The organism is Bacillus sp. JJ1122, from assembly GCF_036964885.1.
Lineage (GTDB): Bacteria > Bacillota > Bacilli > Bacillales > Cytobacillaceae > Mesobacillus.
This window is the reverse complement of record NZ_JBALQL010000003.1, coordinates 366-3,191: the sequence shown is the minus strand read 5'-3', so window position 1 is coordinate 3,191 and position 2,826 is coordinate 366. Positions and strand designations below refer to the sequence as shown.

Annotated in this window: 3 protein-coding genes; 2 read left to right on the top strand and 1 reads right to left on the bottom strand. The window is 39.0% G+C overall.

Translation table 11 applies throughout. From position 1 onward, the window contains the following. The first annotated feature begins 46 nt into the window (after positions 1-46). Together V7201_RS02280 and V7201_RS02275 are read left to right on the top strand one after the other, a co-directional pair. A complete protein-coding gene (locus tag V7201_RS02280; RefSeq protein WP_335375164.1) occupies positions 47-634 on the top strand; it encodes a DUF1836 domain-containing protein in 588 nt (195 codons plus the stop codon). 6 nt (positions 635-640) lie between these two features. Continuing rightward, entirely contained in the window at positions 641-871 is a 231-nt protein-coding gene (locus tag V7201_RS02275) for an excisionase family DNA-binding protein (RefSeq protein ID WP_335375163.1), read from the top strand. Positions 872-953: 82 nt separating this feature from the next. On the opposite strand, the gene V7201_RS02270 is transcribed toward V7201_RS02275, so the two are convergent. After that, entirely contained in the window at positions 954-2,597 is a 1,644-nt protein-coding gene (locus V7201_RS02270) for a PAS domain-containing sensor histidine kinase (protein WP_335375162.1), read from the bottom strand. Positions 2,598-2,826 lie beyond the last annotated feature (229 nt).

Here is a 2,826-nt window from a genome sequence, read left to right as displayed (position 1 = left end):
CCTTGTTTAACAGAGCCAATAAAAGAAAAACATTGAGGGATAAATTTTGAGTAATATAGCAGAACTGCTCGCCGATCTTGGCCTTGAAAATAATATCGCACTGGAGGATATACCCGGAATCGATTTGTATATGGACCAAGTCATCCAATTGTTTGAGAAGAGTTTTGGAAGCTCAACCAGGAATGATGAGGACAAAGTGCTGACAAAGACGATGATTAACAATTATGCGAAAGGAAAGCTGTTCTTTCCTATTAAAAATAAAAAATATTCGAAAGAGCATCTGATCCTGATCAGCTTGATTTACCAGCTGAAAGGCGGACTGTCCATTCAGGATATAAAACAAACTCTTGGCGGTATCAACGATCGAGTAGAAACAGGGGAGCTGCAGTTAGAACAATTTTATAAAAGCTATTTGAATCTTCATGAGAAAAACATTGAGATTTTCAATCAGGATGTGCTGAAAACGGAACAAGATGTGAATGCTGAGGTCCAAAAGTTCGAGGCTGAGAAACCAGAGGAGCTTGAAACAGTTTTATTAATTGCTTCGCTTGTCAATTTAAGCAATTTTTATAGAAAAACAGCTGAAAAGCTTGTTGATCAGCTTGCTGAAAAAAAAGAGATTGATAAAGGATGAACTAAATTGTATATAACAGTAAAAGAAGCATCAGAATATTTATCGATGCCAGAGCCACAAATCGAAAAAATGATTTTCCAAAGGAAAATCAGAGCGATTCATGATGGTAACCAATATTTAATTTACAAGGAACAATTCAACACACATATGGAACAGGTAGAAAAGTATAAAAAGCTGGTAGAGGAAATATTGAACGAACCGGTGCCTGAGGATATTGATATTAAGGATGAGGATTAATCTTTTCAAGTTCAGCGGATATGCATACAAAAAAAGCGAGAGGACATGTTCATTTTGTCCTTTCGCTTTTTTGTTGAATGATCTAATTCATTTTAGTGCCATCATGTTTAATAGGCAATTGTACGATGACTTCCGTACCTTTATCTGGCTCACTCTGGAATTTAATCGTTCCATTATGAGATTGTACAATTTTGAAGCTTACTGTCATCCCGAGACCTGTACCCTTTTCCTTGGAGGAGTAGAACGGCTCGCCGATTCTTTCCATGAATTCCTTTGAAATTCCGCAGCCATCGTCTTTTACACGAACTGTAACGTGGTCATCTGTGCTTTGCAGTGAAATCAATACGACATCTTCAGCCGATGAAGCTTCGATCGCATTCTTCACGATGTTAATGAACAGCTGCTTCAGCTGGTTTGGTTCACATTCTATCATTACCTGCTGGTCGTGAACCTCTAACTCTATTTGGATATTATGAAGACTTGCCTCTGTTTTTAACAGTGAAATTACATTGTACAAAATCAGCTGTATATCGGCTTCAGTAAATTTGATTTGCTGAGGCTTGGCCAGCAGTAATAACTCACCGACAATATGGTTGATCCTGTTCAGTTCATCAAGCATGATTTGATAATATAGCTGATGCTTTTCATCTTCCATTTGCAGCAGCTGGACCAGACCCTTTAGAGAGGTAAGAGGATTGCGTATTTCATGGGCAACACTGGCTGAGAGTTCGCCGACTACTGACAATTTGTCCGTTCTCCGCAAACGCTCCTCCGTTTGCCGCAATTCTGTAACATCCCTTGAATTACAGATAATCCCGGCAAGCTGATTATTCACAATGATAGGCAGTGAAGTGCTTTGCAGCATGAGGGGATTCCCATTCTTATGAGGAATATTGAGCTCGAACATTTGCGGACTTTGATCCTTGATCACCTTTACGATTCTATCCAAAACTAATTGCCTGCTGTTTTCAGGAAGCAGCTCTCCAAAACTCCTGCCAATAAAATCGTTAGCATTAAAACCTGTAATTTTCTGAAACTGAGGATTCAGATTTGTGATGGTCCCGTTCAGGTCCAGCATCGCAACGATATCTGGACTGTATTCAAACAAGGATCGGTATTGCTGTCTGCTTTCTTCAAGCAATGTCTCAACATTTTTTCGCTCAGTGATATCTCGACCAATGATCACGAGTCCTTGTCTGCTGCCGTCATCATTCCATAGAGGAACCTTGATCGTATCAAAGGTCTTATTGCTGCCATCTGGCTGTGGAAGGACTTCTTCAACACGGATGATTCCTCCGGCTTTCCAAGCTTCTTCATCAGATATCTCGCAATATCTTAATGACTCGGCGAAAAAATCACTGTATTCCGCCAATTCTGAGTCCTTTTTGCCTTTATAATCCACGTTTTCGAGGTCAAAAAGCTTGAGCCCGAAATTATTCGCCTGGATCCATCGGCCTTCCCCATCTTTGAAATTGACAAAATCAACCATGGAATTGATGAGCGTAGATAAGCGCTTTTCCTCTTCCCGTGAAGCATTCAATTCTTCCATCTTAGAAATAAAAAAATAGAAAAACCAGCCCGCCAGCACAACATAAAGAACTTCTTTCGTATGTCCGACAAGAGTGATAAAGGGTGAAGGGGCATATGATTTAAGCAGATAGTTTGTCCCGAAAATCCAAACAATGCTGAGTATGAAAAAGGTGGTCAAGTATTTCATTTTTTTCATGTTAGAACTCCTAAGTAAGCATTCATGCTTTCGCTAAAATAAGTAGAAGGATTACTTGTATATAGTAGCATAATTTAGTCAATTAAAGTTATTTTGTTAGACATCTTGTTTTGAATTTATCTTCCCTGAAATCTGGCAGTACTATGCAAAAAGCAGAACCAATGGGATTTGGTCCTGCTTTTTTAAAGGATAAGAAAGTATAAAATTCACTTTGAGAAATGTCCAGCTC

Bases quoted from the DNA above. Each gene is read 5' to 3' on its own strand.
- V7201_RS02270 (WP_335375162.1), bottom strand. From the start codon at position 2,597: ATGAAAAAAATGAAATACTTGACCACCTTTTTCATACTCAGCATTGTT.